At 62.6% G+C, this 16,732-nt stretch carries 17 protein-coding genes; 10 read left to right on the top strand and 7 right to left on the bottom strand.

Going from position 1 to position 16,732, the window contains the following annotated elements; genetic code table 11:
- Positions 1–3: 3 nt before the first annotated feature.
- Positions 4–2,667, top strand: a complete 2,664-nt coding sequence (gene ppc / locus RYH70_RS14780) for a phosphoenolpyruvate carboxylase (protein ID WP_026948692.1) — start codon at positions 4–6, stop codon at positions 2,665–2,667.
- A gap of 33 nt (positions 2,668–2,700) precedes the next feature.
- Here the strand turns inward: ppc and RYH70_RS14775 are convergent, their stop codons facing one another.
- On the bottom strand, positions 2,701–3,447 hold the full coding sequence (locus RYH70_RS14775; protein ID WP_317009339.1) for a dienelactone hydrolase family protein: 747 nt from the start codon (positions 3,445–3,447) through the stop codon (positions 2,701–2,703).
- Between the two features lie 255 nt (positions 3,448–3,702).
- Between RYH70_RS14775 and RYH70_RS14770 the strand changes: the two genes are divergently transcribed.
- The 9 genes from RYH70_RS14770 (at position 3,703) to RYH70_RS14730 (ending at position 11,723) form a co-directional block, all read left to right on the top strand.
- Entirely contained in the window at positions 3,703–4,527 is an 825-nt protein-coding gene (locus RYH70_RS14770; RefSeq protein WP_014995653.1) for a GNAT family N-acetyltransferase, read from the top strand.
- The gene (locus RYH70_RS14765) at positions 4,527–5,297 is read left to right on the top strand and encodes a lysophospholipid acyltransferase family protein (protein ID WP_317009338.1); all 771 of its coding nucleotides are present in this window, start codon (positions 4,527–4,529) and stop codon (positions 5,295–5,297) included. Before RYH70_RS14770 ends, RYH70_RS14765 begins: the two co-directional genes overlap by 1 nt.
- A 240-nt stretch (positions 5,298–5,537) precedes the next feature.
- A complete protein-coding gene (gene efpL / locus RYH70_RS14760) occupies positions 5,538–6,104 on the top strand; it encodes an elongation factor P-like protein EfpL (RefSeq protein WP_317009337.1) in 567 nt (188 codons plus the stop codon).
- Between the two features lie 20 nt (positions 6,105–6,124).
- Positions 6,125–7,144 carry an aminopeptidase gene (locus RYH70_RS14755; RefSeq protein WP_081744258.1) on the top strand — a complete coding sequence of 340 codons (1,020 nt, stop codon included), beginning with the start codon at positions 6,125–6,127 and terminating at the stop codon, positions 7,142–7,144.
- Positions 7,141–7,965 carry a rhomboid family intramembrane serine protease gene (locus RYH70_RS14750; protein WP_022995564.1) on the top strand — a complete coding sequence of 275 codons (825 nt, stop codon included), beginning with the start codon at positions 7,141–7,143 and terminating at the stop codon, positions 7,963–7,965. Before RYH70_RS14755 ends, RYH70_RS14750 begins: the two co-directional genes overlap by 4 nt.
- 91 nt (positions 7,966–8,056) lie before the next feature.
- Entirely contained in the window at positions 8,057–8,893 is an 837-nt protein-coding gene (locus RYH70_RS14745; protein WP_317009336.1) for a TRAP transporter TatT component family protein, read from the top strand.
- A 63-nt stretch (positions 8,894–8,956) separates the two neighbouring features.
- Entirely contained in the window at positions 8,957–9,943 is a 987-nt protein-coding gene (locus tag RYH70_RS14740) for a TRAP transporter substrate-binding protein (protein WP_233917084.1), read from the top strand.
- Positions 9,943–10,437, top strand: coding sequence for a TRAP transporter small permease (locus RYH70_RS14735; RefSeq protein ID WP_022995561.1), 495 nt, complete (start codon positions 9,943–9,945; stop codon positions 10,435–10,437). Before RYH70_RS14740 ends, RYH70_RS14735 begins: the two co-directional genes overlap by 1 nt.
- Complete coding sequence (locus tag RYH70_RS14730) at positions 10,434–11,723, top strand: TRAP transporter large permease (RefSeq protein ID WP_317009335.1); 1,290 nt, start codon at positions 10,434–10,436, stop codon at positions 11,721–11,723. The genes RYH70_RS14735 and RYH70_RS14730 overlap by 4 nt, the downstream gene beginning before the upstream one ends.
- A 193-nt stretch (positions 11,724–11,916) precedes the next feature.
- Here RYH70_RS14730 and RYH70_RS14725 read toward each other — a convergent pair whose 3' ends face one another.
- The 6 genes from RYH70_RS14725 to RYH70_RS14700 all read right to left on the bottom strand — a co-directional run bounded on the left by RYH70_RS14725 (position 11,917) and on the right by RYH70_RS14700 (position 16,718).
- A complete protein-coding gene (locus RYH70_RS14725) occupies positions 11,917–12,666 on the bottom strand; it encodes an NYN domain-containing protein (protein WP_022995559.1) in 750 nt (249 codons plus the stop codon).
- A 293-nt stretch (positions 12,667–12,959) separates the two neighbouring features.
- A complete protein-coding gene (wrbA, locus tag RYH70_RS14720) occupies positions 12,960–13,559 on the bottom strand; it encodes an NAD(P)H:quinone oxidoreductase (RefSeq protein WP_022995706.1) in 600 nt (199 codons plus the stop codon).
- An 82-nt stretch (positions 13,560–13,641) separates the two neighbouring features.
- Positions 13,642–13,896 carry a hypothetical protein gene (locus RYH70_RS14715; RefSeq protein WP_026948699.1) on the bottom strand — a complete coding sequence of 85 codons (255 nt, stop codon included), beginning with the start codon at positions 13,894–13,896 and terminating at the stop codon, positions 13,642–13,644.
- 64 nt (positions 13,897–13,960) lie between these two features.
- Positions 13,961–14,341 carry a hypothetical protein gene (locus tag RYH70_RS14710; RefSeq protein WP_022995708.1) on the bottom strand — a complete coding sequence of 127 codons (381 nt, stop codon included), beginning with the start codon at positions 14,339–14,341 and terminating at the stop codon, positions 13,961–13,963.
- Between the two features lie 47 nt (positions 14,342–14,388).
- Positions 14,389–15,006: a lytic murein transglycosylase gene (locus RYH70_RS14705; RefSeq protein ID WP_317009334.1), complete on the bottom strand. Its 618-nt coding sequence runs from the start codon at positions 15,004–15,006 to the stop codon at positions 14,389–14,391.
- Between the two features lie 107 nt (positions 15,007–15,113).
- Positions 15,114–16,718 (bottom strand): zinc-binding metallopeptidase family protein, encoded by a 1,605-nt coding sequence (locus RYH70_RS14700; protein WP_317009333.1) that lies wholly within the window; start codon positions 16,716–16,718, stop codon positions 15,114–15,116.
- Positions 16,719–16,732: the final 14 nt, after the last annotated feature.

Below are 16,732 nucleotides of genomic sequence, written 5' to 3'. Positions count from 1 at the left end.
TTGATGGAACAGGATCAGCACGCGCCGTTGCGCGAAGATGTTCGTTGGCTCGGGGAATTGCTTGGCCACACGTTGCGTGAGCAGGTGGGAGAGAACCTGTATGAAACGGTGGAGAGGATCCGTTTGGCGGCGGTGGAAACCCGCTCCAACGACGAAATGTCGGTGGCGCGTCTGCGGGCCCTGCTCGATCCCCTGGAGGACGATGCCCTGTTGGAAGTGGCACGGGCGTTCAGCCAGTTCCTGAACCTGGCCAACATCGCCGAACAACATCACCGTGAACGTCTGCACCGTCAGCATCAGCGCTATCCCGGCGACCCCGACAGCGACCAGGGTTTGCGCAATGTCCTGGAACGGCTGTCCGCCAAGCAGGTTTCGGCGCAAACCGTGCGCGACACCCTGACGGACCTGTCCGTGGAACTGGTGCTCACCGCTCATCCCACCGAGGTGACCCGGCGTACTTTGATTCGCAAGTACGACCAGATGGCGGATCTGCTCACCGAATCGGATCGCCCGGATCTCACCGGGGAGGAGCGGCAGCGGCTGGAACAGCGTTTGCGCGAGCTGATTATCTCCGCCTGGAGCACCGACGAAATCCGTCGCGAGAGACCGACGCCGGTGGACGAAGCCAAATGGGGTTTCGCCACCATCGAACAAAGCCTGTGGCGGGCGGTACCGGACTTCATGCGACAACTCGATGAGGAACTGCAACGGGCCGGGCTGCCATCACCGCCGGCGGACTGGGTGCCGGTGCGCCTGGCGTCTTGGATGGGCGGCGATCGTGATGGCAATCCCAACGTCACCGCCGCGGTGACTCGCGAGGTACTGTTGCTGGCGCGCTGGATGGCGGCGGACCTGTATTTGCGTGATGTTGAGAATTTGCTGGCGGACCTGTCCATGCATCGGGCCAGCGACGAACTGCTGGCTCGCACCGGGCCCAGCCATGAACCCTACCGCGTGGTGCTGCGTGATGTGCGTGACCGTCTCAAGGTCACACGGCGCCGCATGGAAGCGCTGGTGGAAGAACGGCCGGTGCCGGATGGCGAGGGCTTTCTCAACGGGGCCCAGTTGCGTGACGAATTACGCTTGCTGGACCGCTCCCTGCGCGCCGTCGGTCTTGAGTCCATCGCCAACGGCCAGCTCAAGGACACCCTGCGCCGCCTGAGTTGCTTTGGCATCACGTTATTGTGTCTGGACGTGCGCCAGGAGTCCGGCCGGCACGCCGACACCATCGATGCCATCACCCGCTACCTGGAACTGGGGTCCTATCTGGAATGGGATGAAGCCGAGCGGCAACGTTTTCTGCTGGCCGAACTGGAGAACCGTCGCCCGCTGGTGGATGAGTTGTTTTACCGGAGCGACGTCTGTGACCCGCAGGTGCGTGAGGTGCTGGACACTTGCAAGGTGATCGCCGAACAAGGACCGGAAGGGTTGGGCGCCTACGTCATCTCCATGGCGCGGGCCCCCTCGGATGTGCTGGCGGTGATGCTGCTGCAGAAGATCGCCGGAGTGACCCGGCCGATGCGCGTGGTGCCGTTATTCGAGACCCTGGACGATCTGGACAACGCCGGGGATACCATGTCCGCGCTGTTGTCGATCCCGTTTTATCGGGAGCGGGTCAAGGGGGGCCAGGAAGTGATGATCGGCTATTCCGATTCCGCCAAGGACGCCGGTTTCCTCGGTGCCGCCTGGGCCCAGTTCCGCGCCCAGGAAAAACTCACCGGTCTGTTCCGCGAGCACGGCATACCGCTGACATTGTTCCATGGCCGTGGCGGTTCCATTTCCCGTGGTGGCTCGCCCACGCGCATGGCGTTGCTGTCCCAGCCGTCCGGTTCGGTGGCCGGGCGCATCCGTGTCACCGAGCAGGGTGAAGTGATTCGCTTCAAATACGGCCGCCCGTCGGTGGCCGCGTTCAATCTGGAGCAGTATGTCGCCGCCACCCTGGAAGCGACGCTGCTGCCGCCTCGTGAACCGCGGCCGCAATGGCGCGAGCAAATGGAAAAGCTCACCCGGATATCGGTGGAAGGCTACCGTCAGGTGGTGCGCGATGATCCGGCGCTGGTGCGTTATCTGCGCACGGTGACGCCGGAAACCGAGCTCAGCCGTCTGGCCCTGGGCAGTCGCCCTGCGCGGCGTAAAAGCGACGGTGGTATCGAATCCCTGCGCGCCATTCCCTGGGTGTTCGCGTGGACGCAGATCCGCCTGATGCTGCCGGCCTGGCTGGGTACCGGCGCCGCTCTGGAAGCCGCCCTGGAAGATCAATCCGACACCGACCGGATCCGGGAAATGGCCAGCCACTGGCCGTTTTTCCAGGGCGTGGTGGACATGTTGGAAATGGTGTTGGCGAAAGCGGATTCGCGGGTGGCCGCCTGGTACGAGGAGCGGCTCACCGATGACGCCGACCTGATGCGGCTGGGCGATTCCCTGCGCCAGCGTCTGGCCGGTACCGTGGAGGCCCTGGGCCGTCTGACCGGCCGTGGTGATCTGCTCGATAACAACCCGGTCATGCGTTGGTCGATCCGCGTGCGAGATCCCTACACCGATCCGCTGCACTTGTTGCAGGCGGAACTGATGGCCCGTCTGCGTGACCGCGATTCCGACAAAGTGCTGGAAAGCGCCTTGATGGTGACCATCGCCGGCATCGCCGCCGGCCTGCGCAACACTGGCTGAGTGGTTATGTCCCAGACCGGGCGATGTTCCGCTTTAGCCATGAATGGCGGGTTTCGACTCCCGCAATGTCTTCTCGAAAAACGACAATACCCGGCGCCAGCTGTCCTCGGCGGCGTCGGGATCATGGCGGGAGCGCAGCGGTGAGTACCAGCCCAGTCGCTTGAAGGTGAACGTCTGGTGGTCGTTCATATAAGAATGGCCGGCGTGGTCGTAGGTGCGTATGTCGTGGGGAACGTCGAGCCGGGTCAGATGGCCGGCCAGACGGTCACCATGATTCCCGTAAATCAGATCCTTGCGCCCCCAGCCGCCCACCACCGGACAGATGCCGCGGAGTGATTCAGCCTGTTTCGGCACACCGCCGTAGAACGGCGCCACTACCTGTATCGGCGCTTGTGCCGCGAACAGCAGGGCAAAACGGCCGCCCATGCAAAAACCCATTACACCTACCTTGGTGACCTCGGCGTCGCCTTGCCGCAACAACCATTGGCGGCAGGTTTCCAATTGTTCGAAGGCGAACCCGCGTCCCCGTTCATGATCCCGCAGCGTTCTCACCACGCAGGAGGCTTTGCCACCGGCCTGGTCATACAGGTCCGGCGCCAGCACCGGGTAGCCGGCCCGCGACAGCCGCTCGGCGATACGCTGCACATCCGGGGTATAACCGAAAATATCGTGGATCACGATAACGCCCGCCCCCAGACCGTTGTTCTCGGCGGGAACGATCCAGCGTGCCCGCATCGGATGGCCGTCGGGCAGTGAGAGGCTCACTTGTTCGGTGGTCATGGCAACGCCCCGTTGGTGTCGGTGGTAAGAGACGGTTTCCACTGCAAAAGATAGCGAAGTCGCCGTCATTATGGCTTACCGGATTCTTTGCTTCGCCCGCCAAGTGGGCCAATTGGCTCGGCGTTTATCCCAAGTATGACGTGACCCGACAGGAGCGGGGCGGGGTACGCCTGTGTCGCGGAACTGTCACAAGGTTGTCACCGCGCCGACATGGCCGGCTTCCAGACTGCCGGAAAAAGAGCCATGGAGCCCATTATGCTTGCGCAAGCCGCTGGAAAATTGAAAGCCCTCAAGCCGCAATGGCGGGTGGTTTTCCGCCAGCCTGCCCGTGAGCGGGAAGAGGCGAATACCAACAACAGCCGTTTCAGCGCCTACTTTACCCGGTCTCGACGCGAGATCCTGAAAGTACAGCGCATGCGCTACCGGATTTTCTCCGAGGAATACGGTGCCAGCTTCCACGCGCCGTTCGGCCTGGACCGGGATCGCTTCGACCGCCATTGTCTGCATTTGGTGGTGCGCGATAACCAGACCGGGGAACTGGTGGGTTATACCCGGGTGCTGCCTGGTGATCGGGTGGCGCGCACCGGCGGCTTTTACTCCACGGGTGAGTTTCACATGCCCCTGGTGCGGCATCTGGATGGCCAGGTGGCGGAGATTGGCCGCACCTGCATCGACCCGCGCCATCGCGGCGGTGCCGTGATCACCGTGCTGTGGGCACGGCTGGCCCGTTACATGATCGAGCAGAACACCCGCTACCTGATCGGCTGTGCCAGTATCGCTCTGGGCGAGGGTTATAACGTGGCCGCCATAGACCAGCATATTCGCGAGAATCACAGAGCACCGGCGCAATACCGGGTGTCACCACGGTACCGTCTGGAAAGTTTGCCCGGCGATCCGCTGGAGAACGGCAAGCGTATGCCGCCGTTGCTCAAGGCCTACCTGCGCATGGGCGCCAAGGTCTGCGGCGAACCGTGCTGGGATCCGGATTTCAACTGTCTGGACTACTTCATCCTGCTGGCGGTGGATGATCTGCCCAGCCGCTACGTCCAGCATTTCCTGCAACCGGCGCAGGCGGTGTAATGGAACGAATGGAGACGTCCTCCGCCTCCGGCCGCCATGGCACCGGTTTGGCGGCGGCATGGCGCCGCGCCTGGCGGCTGCCGCTGGTGATCCTGCATATTCTGGCCGGGATGCTGGAGGCGCTGTGGCTGCGTGCCCGCTATCCGCAGGCTCATCCGGCCATGGCGATGGCCAAACAGCGCTGGTATTTGCGGTTGCTGTCCCTGCTGGGGGTGCGGCTGCGAGTGACCGGCGCTCCGGCCGGCGGCGCCATGCTGTTGATCAGCAACCACGTTTCCTGGTTGGACATTCCCGTGATCGGCGCGCTGTGGCCCTGCGATATGTTATCCAAGGCGGAAGTGGCCGAGTGGCCGGTGATCGGCTGGCTGGCCCGCAATGTGGGGACCTTGTTCATCCGTCGTGGTAGCGGAGAAGTCAGCCGCAAGGTCGAGGAAATTCGCGAGCGTCTGGCGGGTGGCCGTTCGGTGTTGGTCTTCCCCGAGGGCACCACCACCGATGGCCGTGCCGTGCGGCGGTTTTTCCCGCAGTTGCTGGCCGCCGCTGATCAGGCGCCGGTGCAGCCGGTGGCGTTGCGTTACCGGGACCATGACGGTGACTTCGATCCGGCTCTGGCGTTCATCGGCAACGACGAGTTCCATCATCATCTGTGGCGGCTGCTGGGCCGTCCACGGGTCATTGTCGATCTGACCTTCGGCGCGCCCTTGCCGGCGGATGACGACCCCAAGCGCCTGAGCGAACGCGCCCGGGAGTGGATTTCCGGGCAGTTGTAATTCTCGCGGAAACCTGGATGCCGTTGTGGGAGCTTGCCTGCAAGCGAATCTCGGCGTCCGGAAGCCCATTCGCTTGCAGGCGAGCTCCCACAGAGGCTTCGTGGTCAGGTCGGTGGAAAGCTGCCTGGGCAGCGAATACAGTGCGAACTTATCTCTCCAAGTCAGCGTGCCAGCTAACTCTGGGACCGCACTTGCCCTCTGGGCTAGAATAGCCGGCGACCATTCAGTGAGGATTGTTTTGTGACCCGCGCCAGCGACCTGAAGAAATCCGATGTGATCGAGCATAACGGCGGCCTCTACGTGATTCGCCAGATCGAAGTGCAATCCCCTTCCGCCCGCGGTGCCGCCACCCTCTACCGGGTCCGCGCCACGGCCGTTGGCGGCGGCTCCAAGTTCGAGGAGCGGTTCAAGGGGGACGACGACGTGCCCACCGTGGATCTGCAGCGCCGCCCGGTGCGTTTCTCCTATGTGGATGGCGCCGAGCATATCTTCATGGACGAGGAGGATTTCACCCAATACCCGCTGCGATCCGAGGACATCGAGGACGAGCTGACGTTCGTTACCGAGGACACCGGTGGGTTGCTGGCCTTGCGGGTCGGTGATTCGGTGATCGGCCTGGAGCTGCCGCAGGCGGTGGAGCTGACCATTCAGGAAACGGCGCCGGCGATGAAAGCCGCCTCCGCCAGTGCCCGCACCAAACCCGCCACCCTGGAAACCGGCCTGGTGATCCAGGTGCCGGAGTACATTCAGGAAGGGGAGCGGGTGAAGGTCAACACCCTGGAACGGAAGTTCATGTCCCGCGCATGAGGCGTAAACGGATCTGGCTGTTGGCCGCCGTCATTGCGGTGGCGGTGCTCTCCGGCTGCCAATTGGGCTATTACGGCCAGGCGATAAAGGGACATTGGTCTCTGATGTCGAAACGGCAACCGGTGGCCGACGCCCTGGCCGATCCGGCCACGCCGCGGCGGGTGCGGGAAAATCTGCGGCTGGCGGAGGAGGTGCTGGATTTCGCCGCAGACCGCATGGGATTGCCCGCGCGCGGTGTCTATCGCCAGTACGTGGCCCTGGAAAGCCGGGCGGTGGTCTGGAATCTCATGGCCGCGCCGGCGTTCTCCTTGACGCCGGAAACCTGGTGCTACCCGTTTGCCGGCTGTGTCAGCTATCGCGGTTATTTCGATCGGGAGGCCGCCTTGCGCGCGGCGCGTGATCTCGACGAGCAGGGTTTCGACACCTACGTGGGCGGCGCCGCCGCCTACTCCACGCTGGGCTGGTTCAACGATCCGCTCACCACGCCGATGATGAACCGTTCCCGCGCCGACATGGTGGACCTGCTGCTGCATGAGCTGGTGCACCGGCGTTTGTATGTGAAGGGCGATACCCGCTTCAACGAGTCCCTGGCCACCATGGTGGCCCGTGAAGGCACTACCCGGTTCCTTGCCGGCCATGATCTGGCCGTGGACCTGGAGCGCTGGCGTGATGTGGACCGTGCCCGTGCCGCCTTCCTGGCCATGGTGGCCGACACCCGCGCGGCCCTGACCCGGTTGTACGCCACTGATGTGCCGGCGCGGACCATGACCGAACGCAAGGACCGGCTGATTGGCCAGTTGCGTCAGCGCTATCAGTCCGAGCGCCGCCAATTGCCCGCCCTGGACGCCTATCAGGGCTTTTTCCAGGGCCCGCTCAATAATGCCCAGCTCAACGGGGTGGGGGATTATTACGGTTTGGTGCCCGCTTTCCAGGCCCTTCTGTTAGGCTGTGGCGGGCACTGGCACTGCTTCTGGGAGCAGGTGGAGCGGCTCGCCGATGACCCGCGGGCCCGGCGGCGCTGGCAGCAGGAGATTCCATGATTGAACTGGTTCGCGTGAACAACGCCGCGCTCGCCGCGCGGTTGGTGCATATGCTGGGGCAACGCGGTATCCGCGCGGAGCTGCGGCAGGAACAGGATGGCCAGGTGCTGTCCGTGGCGGCGGACCGCTTTGAGGAGGCCCGCGAGCTGTGCCAGGCATTCCTGGCCAGCCCGGATGACCGGCGCTGGCAGGAAGACGCCTGGCACAGCAACGCGCCCGCCGACGTGCCGCGGCAGGCGCTGTTCAGCGGTGGCTGGTTTCGCAGCCTGGGATTGGTGACCAAGAGCGGGCTGGTGCTCTGTGTTCTGGTGTATCTGTCACCCTTTTTACTGGGAGACCGGCTTTACGCGGCGCTGATGTTTCCGCCTTCCCTGGACGGACTGGCCGTGCAGCCATGGCGGGTGGTCACGCCGATGCTGCTGCACATGTCGCTTCTGCATATCCTGTTCAATCTGTTGTGGTGGTGCGATCTGGGCCGGGTGATTGAACGGTTCCAGTCCAGTTTTCAACTGCTGTGGATCACCCTGGTCACCGCCGCCATCAGCAACCTGGCTCAGTTTTACGACACCGGCCCCAATTTCGGTGGTCTGTCCGGTGTGGTGTATGGCCTGCTCGGGTATCTGTGGCTGTACGGCAAGGTCAATCCGGGGGCCGGCTACCAACTGCGCAAGGAAGTGGTGGTGTTGATGCTGGTGTGGCTGGTGATCTGTTATGTGGGGCTTTCCGGCATCGTCGCCAACTCAGCGCATCTGGCCGGATTGCTCAGCGGCATGGCGATTGGCACCGCGGTGGGGCTCTGGCGCCGTCAGCGGTCGGCGTGAAGCGGAGCGTCACGGTCGGTTTCCAACGGTCGTTTGAGTTTTGCCGGTGGCCGCTGCTATAAAGAGTCCCGGAATAGGAGGCAACAACAGCGTGAAACAATGGCGAGCAGTCTGTTCGGTGGCTCTGGTGCTGATTCTGCAGGGCTGCGCTGTGAATCGGATCGGCGACAATCTGGCCAAGGGCATCGAGGACAACAACGATCTGGTTCTGGTGGGTGAGGGACTGCCCAGCTATCTGCTGATGGTGGATGGCCTGATCCTGACCTGGCCGGAGCGCACCAGTCTGTTGCGTGCCGGCGCCGATTTGTATGGGGCCTACGCCGGTTTGTTCGTGGAGGATCCCGAGCGCGCCGCGACACTCAACGAGAAGGCCCTGGATTACGCCATGCGCGCCGCCTGTAGCGACCGGAGCGATTACTGCGAGTTGCGCGAGATGCCGGTGCCGGAATTCGAGGCGTTGCTGGCGGAGGCCGGCGACGATGATCTGCCCCTGCTGTTTACTCTGGGCAGCGCCTGGGCCGGCTATATCCAGACCCATTCCGACGATTGGAACGCGGTGGCCGAACTGGCCCGGGTGCGTGCGCTGATGGAGCGGGTGGTGGCATTGGATGAAGGCTACCAGAACGGTCAGGCGCACATGTACCTGGGGGTGCTCAACAGCTTGCTGCCGGCTTCCCTGGGCGGTCAGCCGGAGCAGGCCAAGGCGCATTTCGAGCAGGCGGTGGCGTTGTCCCAAGGGCGCAACCTGCTGGCGCGGGTGCTGTATGCCGAGCACTATGCCCGTCTGGTGTTTGATCGTGATCTGCATGACGCCCAGCTTCATAAAGTGCTGGAAGCGGATCCGGAGCAGCCTGGACTGACCCTGCAGAACGTCTACGCACAGCAGCAGGCACAACGCCTGCTGGACAGTGCCGACGCGTATTTCTGAGCCGTATTTCGTGAACCGTATCTGTGAGCGATGGAGCGCCCGGCCCCGTCGAAGCTGGAGAGGATGATGTTGCGATTCGTGGTGGCCGTCATGGCCCTGTTTCCGGTGCTGGCTCTGGCCACTACCTTCAAGATTTCCACCCTGTATCCGGATGGCACCAGTGTGGTCCGGGCGCTGAAAAAAGCCGGCGCCACCATCGAGGAGCGCACCGGGGGGCGAGTGGCCCTGAAGATTTATCCCGGTGGTGTAATGGGGGACGACAGGGCGGTACAGCGCAAGATTCGCATCGGTCAGTTGCACGGCCAGATGGCCCAGGGGGGCGCCTTTGCCGACGCCTATCCGGATGGCCAGATTCTCAACGTGCCGCTCACGTTCAATGATTACGGTGAAGTGGACGCGGTTCGCGAAGAGCTGGACCCGGTTATCCTCAAGGGGCTGGAGGATAACGGCTGGATCAGCTTCGGACTGGTGGACGGTGGCTTTGCCTACATCATGTCGACGCAGCCGGTGGCCAGCCTGGCGGATCTGCAGGCGCGCAAACTGTGGTTGCCGGCCAGCGACTCAGCCTCCGCCAAGGCGGCCAAGACGCTGGGCTTGTCTCCGATCGTGCTGAATATCGGTTCGGTGCTGACCTCGTTGCAGACCGGCGCCATCGACAGCTTCGCCGCGCCGCCGGTGGCGGCGCTCACTTTGCAATGGTACGCGCGGGTGAAGTACATCACCGACCTGCCTCTGCTATACACCTACGGCCTGCTGGCCATCGACAAGCGCTATTTTGATCGTCTTTCCGAGGGGGATCAGAAGATCATGCGCGAGGTCCTGGGCAACACTTTCAGGCAATTGGATCAGGAAGGCCGCGAACAGAACCGCGAAGCGTTCCAGGCGGTACAGCAGCAGGGATTGGAAACGGTTACTCCCAGCGATGAACAACGCGCCGAATGGAAATCCGCCGCGGATAAAACCACCCAGGGGCTGGTCGCGGATGGCGAGTTGAGCCGTGCCATGCTGGACCGGCTGCATCGGTTGCTCGACGACTACCGGGCCCGCTGATGCGGCGCCTGCTGTCCTGGTTGCACCGCCTGGAAGATGGTCTGATCGTGGCCATTTTGTTGGGCATGGTGCTGTTGGCGGTGGTGCAAATCGGGCTGCGCAACATGGCCGGTGTCAGTCTGATATGGGTGGAGCCACTGCTGCGTAACGCGGTGCTGTGGATCGGCTTGCTCGGCGCCATGATCGCCTCGCGCCGTGACGAGCACATCCGTATCGATCTGCTGGGACAGTGGCTGCCGAAGTCCTTCCAACCCTGGATTACTGGCACGGTGGATCTGTTCACCGCCGCCATCTGTACCCTGGTGGCCTGGTACAGCATTGGTTTCGTGATCGAGGAATATCAGTACGGCGAGATCGCCTTTGCCGGTATCCCCAGCTGGGTGCCGCAGGTGATCATTCCGTTCGGTTTCAGCGTCATGGCGCTGCGTTACCTGGTGCTGTTCGTGCTTGGCCTGGGTGGGCGTCGGCCCTGCATGCGGGAGCCGCTGGGATGATTATCGCCGCCATTGTTCTGTTGATCGTGCTGGCGTTGATGGGCGCGCCGTTGTTCGCCATCCTGCTGGCCGCGGCCGCCATCGGCTTCTTCACCGAGGAGACGCCGCTGTCGGTGCTCCACATCGATATTTACCAGCTGTCCGATTCGGTGGTGCTGATGGCGCTGCCGCTGTTCACTTTCGCCGGTTTTCTGCTCAGTGAATCGCGTACCGCCGATCGCCTGGTCCGTCTCAGCCAGGCCGCGTTCGGCTGGATGCCCGGCGGCATGGCTTTCGTGGCATTGGTGGCCTGTGCTTTCTTCACCGCGCTTACCGGCGGCTCCGGTGTCACCATCGTGGCGCTGGGCGCGCTGTTGCTGCCGGCTCTGGTCAAGGCCGGTTATCCGCAGCGTTTCAGTCTTGGGCTGGTAACTTCGTCCGGCAGTCTGGGGTTGCTGTTGGTGCCGTCGGTGCCGTTGTTGATCTATGGCATCATCGCTCAGCAGTTGTCACAGCAACTGACCATGCCGCCGGTGGAAATCGTCGATCTGTACCTGGCCGGGGTGGGGCCGGCGCTACTGATGGTGGTATTGCTGTACGGCTATTGCGTGTGGGTCAATCGCGCCGATCCGTTGCCGCGGCAGCCGTTCAACGCGCGGGAGCTGGGGCAGGCGTTGTGGGATGCGCGTTGGGAATTGCCGCTGCCGCTGGTGGTGCTCGGCGGTATCTTCTCCGGCTTCCTGGTGGTGAGCGAGGCGGCGGCAGTCACCGCGCTTTATGTGTTGCTGGCGGAAGTGGTGCTGTACCGGGAGATTCCGCTGCGCCGGCTGCCGGGTTTGACCCGTGAAGCCATGGTCATGGTGGGGGGGATCCTGCTGATTCTGGCGGTGGCCCAGGCTTTCGCCGACTATCTGGTGTATGCCGGCGTGCCAGAGCATTTGTTCGCCTTCATCCAGACTCACGTACAGAGTAAGCTCGCGTTTTTGATTTTGCTTAACATTCTGTTGCTGTTGCTCGGCGCCTTGCTGGATATCTTCGCCGCTCTGGTGATCATGGTGCCGTTGATTCTGCCGGTGGCGTTGCGCTACGGCATTGATCCGGTACACCTGGGTATCATCTTTGTCGCCAACATGCAGATCGGCTACATCACGCCGCCGGTGGGGATGAATCTGTTCATCGCCAGCTACCGGTTCCGCAAGTCGATCACCGAACTGTTCCGGGCCACGCTGCCGTTCATGCTGGTGCTGATCATCGCGCTGCTGCTGATTACCTATGTGCCGGAATTGAGTCTCTGGCTGGTTCGATAGGAGGGGATCTGGAGCCTCTTGCCAGGTGAGGAGAGTCGGCGGGCAGCGTTCCGCGCGTTCAATCGCTCGCTTCGAGTCAACACCCAGGCTACGAAGCCGCTGTGGGAGCTTGCCTGCAAGCGAATCTTTTCTCCGAGAACCCATTCGCTTGCAGGCAAGCTCCCACCGCGGCCTTGTAGTGACCTCAGTGTGATCACCCGTTCTTGTTCTTAACCCACAGTCCGCCGTTTTCCCCTTTCTTCAGCTCGAAGTGGCCGGTCTGGGCATTGAGCAGCTCGCTCAGTTTGCGAAAGCCGTAGAGCCGCGTGTCGAACTCCGGGCGGCGCTGGCTCAGGTTCTGTCCAAGCACCCCCAGGTGGGCCCAGTCGTCTTCTCCCGAGACATCGTCGATGACCCGGGCGATGAACTTCAAAGGCGGCGTGTTGCCGCTGGTTTTGTCCTTGCCGGCTTTGCCGCCCTTGCTGGCGGCGCTATCGTCGTCCGCGCGCAGAATCTCGGTGTAGATGAATTTATCGCAAGCGGCCACCAGCGGTTTGGGGGTCTTCTGTTCGCCGAAGCCATAGACGGTGAGGCCGGCTTCCCGTAATCGGGCCGCCAGCCGGGTGAAATCGCTGTCGCTGGAAACCAGGCAGAACCCATCCAGTTCCCGGGTGTAGAGCAGATCCATGGCATCGATGATTAGCGAACTGTCGGTGGCGTTCTTGCCCGTGGTATAGGCGAACTGCTGCACCGGCTGAATCGAATGGTCCAGCAGCACTTTCTTCCAGCCGCCCAGGTTGGGCTGGGTCCAGTCACCGTAGATGCGCTTGATGGTGGCGGTGCCGTATTTGGCGATCTCCTCGAACAGGCCCTCGACGATGGCCGGTGGTGTGTTGTCCGCGTCGATCAGAACGGCCAGTGTGGGTTGCCGGTTGGACTCGGAGATAGCGGTGGTGTCGGCCATGGTGATTCCTTGCTCAGTGGAGTCCTTACCATAACGTGTTTTCTGGCGTTGAAGACACAAATTCGGAGGTGGCTACGAGGCCGCTGTGGGAGCTTGCCTGCAAGCGAATTCCTGACACACGGGCCAGTTCGCTTGCAGGCAAGCTCCCACAGTAGCTTCGTAGCCCTTTCTGTGCCAGAGGGCGCCGTTTATCCGGGCAGGAAGAGGAAAAAAAGGCCGCCTGTAAGGGAGGGGGAAGGCGGCCAAAGGGGGGATCAGAGCAAGACGAGAGAAGTGTCAGGCTGAATTGGATGTCACAGTTTCGCGGTCAGGCGGGCTACCTGTTCACCCTGGTAGCGGGCCAGATTGAGTTCCTTGGCGCTGGGCTGGCGGCTGCCGTCGGGACCGGCGATGGTGCCGGCTCCGTAGGGGGAGGCGCCATGTACTTCACTGATGTCCATTTGCTCCTGACCGGGGTCGGCATAGCCCAGTGGCACGATGATGAAGCCGTGGTGGGCCAGGGTCAGCCAGGTGCTGATGATGGTGGTTTCCTTGCCGCCGGCGGTGCCGGTGGAGGTGAACACACTGGCGACTTTGCCGGCCAGGGCGCCCTGGGCCCACAGCCCGCCGGTCTGGTCCCAGAAAGTGCGCATCTGGCCACTCATGTTGCCGAAGCGGGTGGGGGTGCCGATGATGATGGCGTCGTAGTCCTTGAGTTCCGCCGGGCTGGCCACGGGGGCGGTCTGGTCGGTTTTGCCACCGGCGTTCTTGAACGCCTCCGGATCCATGGTCTCGGCCACTCGTTTGACGTCCACTTCCACGCCGTCGACCTTGGCGGCGCCTTCGGCCACGGCTCGGGCCAGACTTTCGATATGACCGTACATGGAGTAGTAAAGAACCAGAACGCGCTTCATCGGACTCTCCTGTTGAGGATGGGAGAGCCCAAGATAGCGTTGACGCCCGGGAAGAGGGAGAGGACTGACTGAAACGAATTGATCAGTTTTTCTGATCTGACTTCGGGGCGGCTTTCAATGACTGGATTTCCTTTTCCAGGGCGTCCAGGTAGGCCTGTTGCTGTTCCAAAAGCCGTTGTGTGGTGGCCTGCTGGTCGGCCAGGGCCGCCGCCCGCTCACTCAGTTCCTGCCGCTCTCGCAGCAGGGCGTCGCGGGTTTCGTCCCGGGCCGCGTCCGCCGCCGTGGCCGATGAAGCCCACAGCGGCAGGGCAAGTGAAAAAAAAGCTACAAAACGCATGACGGGAATGGCGGTGACCGTGGTGGGGGCAGTGTAGCAGATCCCGCCGATCCCGTGAGCCGGACTACTTGATCATGCCGTTGAAGGCCTGACTCATCTGTTGCTGCAGTTCCTCACAGGCGGATTCTTGCTCGGCCTTGGACATGGTGTCCCAACGCTCATCGGTTTTTTTCTTGCCAGCGTCAAAGGCGGTGTCGAACTCCTCGGCGGTGAGACCCATTTGCGACATCTGCTGTTTCTGCTTAGCTTTCATGTCGGCCAGTTGGTCCTTGGTATAATCGCCGCATACTTCGGCCGCGGAGTGCATGCTGCCGCTGAAAGTGGCCAATTGATGCCCCATCTGGGCCATGTTGGGGGCGGCTTCGGGAGACTGCGCATGCAGTGAACCGAAAGCGGTGATGGTGATGGAGGCCGCCAACAGACGGGGCAGAATGGATTTCAGCATGGTTTCCTCTCCTTGAAGTGAAACGGGTCGATGAGTCCTGATCGGGCTTATCGCAGTGAACGATGCAGCGTGACCGCGGCCTCGATGACGCGATCATTGGTGACGTTCCTCAGTTCTTCCACCTTTTGCAAGTACAGTCCGCCGGCGGCGAAGGAAATGTTGACGTGGCCAACCACGACTTGTGGACCGACCATGCCCAACTGGGCGGCGGGGTCGAGTTTGCCGCCCATGTCGACGACATAACCGCCAAGCGCTTCGACGCGGGCATCGTCATACACCATGCCAAGGTCACGCAGGGTTTTCTCGTCGGAGCTGTCCCGCGGATCCACCGTGATGCTGACCGTCAGGCTGCCGCCCTTGACCATTTCGAAAGCGTTGTCGTTCCGCACCCGGGGTGTCAGCCAGGTGCAGTTGACGCCATAGCGGCCATCTTCCTGATAACGACCAGGTTCGCCATCATCGTCGGCGGGCGTCAGGCCGCTGACCAGGTCCCCGAGAAGAGCGGCCAGGCCGTCGCAATCAGGGATGCGTTCATAGGCGGGTAGCGTTGCCGCGGCGGTGTTGGCATCGCCGCTGGATTCGTCATCGCCACATCCACTCAAAACGAGTGCGGCAAACAAGAAAAGAAAAGCGGAGTGGAAAGACAGATCCTTGTACCTGCTCATATCCCTGATTCTTTTAAGTTGAGGGTGGTCGGTCACGAACAGGGTCATTATCGATGGCCCCGGAGGGGGCCGATACCCCCCAAAGGGGGGGTATTGGACGGGGAGGGTCAGGGTGCCATCGGCTCGATGGTCTCGCTAAGGGAGGTAAGGTCCTCGGCGGGGACCTTGCTCAGATCGAGCACCATGCGGGTGAAGGCCACCATCAGCGAATGCACGCGCTGGAAATCGGTTTTCCCGACTGTGTCCACGCCCCAGTTGAGCAGGTAGTTGGGGCCGGTGATGTAATTGGCGTCCGACATTTTGTTGTGACTGTAGAAATACTGCCCTTCGCCAGGCCAGACCGCTTCATGTTTGCTGGCGTCGGCGTCCGGGTTCAGTGGCGCGGAGATGATCACCGGGCCGGCGTCGGCGGCTTCGGCGGCATGGTAGGCGGCGTCGGCCAGGCTCTGGATTCGCGGGGCGAAAAAGCAGGCCAGTTCATCCAGACCGGTGGGTTGCAGAATACCGTTGCCGTCGGGCTCCCAACGCTGGGCTCCCAGGTGTTCGACGGTGATGATGGACTTGATCCGGTCCAGCAGGCCGTCGTCCGCATGTTGCCGCAGGAAACCTTCAATGCCGACGCCACCGGCGAAATGACCGCTGGAGAACATCACCATCACGGTACGCGGTAGCGCCGATTGCGGCAGGCGCGCCAGATACTGGGCGATGCCGATGATGGCGTCCGGCCCGTTGTCCTCCAGGCCATTGGTGCCGTCGGTATGACTGTGGATCACGGTGATCTCATCGCTGGCGCCGGGGATCATGGCCACCACATTGTGAGTGGCGGTGTCGGCCACGCTGGCCGGCAGATGAAGCGTCAGCTCGGTACCATTGGAGAGCCCCTTCAATTGCTCTCCGAGGTCCCGGTCCACGTACAGCGCCGGTACCCGCCGGATGATGCCGTCATAAGGGAAATAGGAACCATGGGCGGTTTCATAGGGCATTTGCAGGATGCCGATGGCGCCCACCGCTTCGGTGTCGCCGAGCGCGCCCAGAGTACGGGTTACCGCATCGATGGCCAGATACGGGCGCGAGTAAGGCTCGTCGGGGGAGAACGAGGACAACGGATCCCACACGTGCATGGCGTTATCGAGAAAGAACCGCGTCGGCACGGTGATATTGGGGACGTCGAACAGCACGATTCTGCCGGCCACGGTGGACGGGTCCACCGGTTGGGTAATATCCACATGGACGGTGGGTGCCGTCACGCCATGCTCCGGAGTGCTGCCTGAGTAGGGGATATAGGAGGCAACCCGCAACGGCTCGCCATTCAGCGTCAGACGCCAGTCGGTGGTGGACCAGCGCGGGAAGGTTACCGGTTCCAGCACCACGTCGCGGACTCCGGCGCAGTCAAGGCGCCCGGCCAGTGTGCGGATATAGGCGTCCTCCGCCGGCCCGCCGGTGTCGCGCAGTCCCAGGGCATCCAGTTCGCGGTGCCATTGCTTGAGCTGGTCAACGGAGATGAACTGATTGGCATCGACGTGGCGTGCGTTGTCCACGCTCAGTCCGTCGCTGGGCCAATCATGCCGGGCGGCACAACTGAACTCGCTGCCGTGATCGGAAGAGTTGCCGCCGCAGGCCGCCAGCATCAGAGTGAGAGCGGCGAGCACGCCGGTACCGGTGACGGTTTTCAGAAAGGGGAAGTGGCCGAGCCAACGGAAAAGCAATGTCATTGTTGTTCTCCACG

It is taken from the genome of Alloalcanivorax xenomutans (assembly GCF_032810065.1).
Taxonomy (GTDB): Bacteria; Pseudomonadota; Gammaproteobacteria; order Pseudomonadales; family Alcanivoracaceae; genus Alloalcanivorax; species Alloalcanivorax xenomutans.
Note: the sequence above shows the minus strand (reverse complement) of the source record. Positions and strands in the feature narration are given on the sequence as shown.

Coding starts and splice junctions, on each gene's coding strand:
- ppc (WP_026948692.1), top strand. CDS start 4: ATGGAACAGGATCAGCACGCGCCGTTGCGCGAAGATGTTCGTTGGCTC.
- RYH70_RS14775 (WP_317009339.1), bottom strand. CDS start 3,447: ATGACCACCGAACAAGTGAGCCTCTCACTGCCCGACGGCCATCCGATG.
- RYH70_RS14770 (WP_014995653.1), top strand. CDS start 3,703: ATGCTTGCGCAAGCCGCTGGAAAATTGAAAGCCCTCAAGCCGCAATGG.
- RYH70_RS14765 (WP_317009338.1), top strand. CDS start 4,527: ATGGAACGAATGGAGACGTCCTCCGCCTCCGGCCGCCATGGCACCGGT.
- RYH70_RS14750 (WP_022995564.1), top strand. CDS start 7,141: ATGATTGAACTGGTTCGCGTGAACAACGCCGCGCTCGCCGCGCGGTTG.
- RYH70_RS14740 (WP_233917084.1), top strand. CDS start 8,957: ATGATGTTGCGATTCGTGGTGGCCGTCATGGCCCTGTTTCCGGTGCTG.
- RYH70_RS14735 (WP_022995561.1), top strand. CDS start 9,943: ATGCGGCGCCTGCTGTCCTGGTTGCACCGCCTGGAAGATGGTCTGATC.
- RYH70_RS14730 (WP_317009335.1), top strand. CDS start 10,434: ATGATTATCGCCGCCATTGTTCTGTTGATCGTGCTGGCGTTGATGGGC.
- RYH70_RS14725 (WP_022995559.1), bottom strand. CDS start 12,666: ATGGCCGACACCACCGCTATCTCCGAGTCCAACCGGCAACCCACACTG.
- wrbA (WP_022995706.1), bottom strand. CDS start 13,559: ATGAAGCGCGTTCTGGTTCTTTACTACTCCATGTACGGTCATATCGAA.
- RYH70_RS14715 (WP_026948699.1), bottom strand. CDS start 13,896: ATGCGTTTTGTAGCTTTTTTTTCACTTGCCCTGCCGCTGTGGGCTTCA.
- RYH70_RS14710 (WP_022995708.1), bottom strand. CDS start 14,341: ATGCTGAAATCCATTCTGCCCCGTCTGTTGGCGGCCTCCATCACCATC.
- RYH70_RS14705 (WP_317009334.1), bottom strand. CDS start 15,006: ATGAGCAGGTACAAGGATCTGTCTTTCCACTCCGCTTTTCTTTTCTTG.
- RYH70_RS14700 (WP_317009333.1), bottom strand. CDS start 16,718: ATGACATTGCTTTTCCGTTGGCTCGGCCACTTCCCCTTTCTGAAAACC.